Genomic DNA, 244 nt, shown 5'->3' on the forward strand with positions numbered 1-244 from the left:
GCGATGGTCGTTGCGTTTAGTACGTCAAGCAGTAGTGCAGTTCTTCCTGTTTCAATGGAAACTGCTCAAAAAAAGCTGCAAGTACCAGAGCCAATATCTAGCTTTGTGCAGCCATTAGGCGCGACAATCAATATGGATGGGACGGCGATTATGCAAGGGGTCGCAACGATCTTTATTGGTCAAATGTTTGGGATTGAATTGACACTCATGCAAATGACCACAGTTATATTAACCGCCGTATTAG

1 protein-coding gene is annotated in these 244 nt (G+C 44.3%); it reads left to right on the forward strand.

What is annotated here, in order from left to right:
• The coding region (locus R2R70_RS22555; RefSeq protein ID WP_410979280.1) for a dicarboxylate/amino acid:cation symporter at positions 1-244 on the forward strand (244 nt) is incomplete at both ends.

This window comes from Cobetia sp. SIMBA_158, from assembly GCF_046566945.1.
GTDB classification, from domain to species: Bacteria; Pseudomonadota; Gammaproteobacteria; order Pseudomonadales; family Halomonadaceae; genus Cobetia; species Cobetia amphilecti.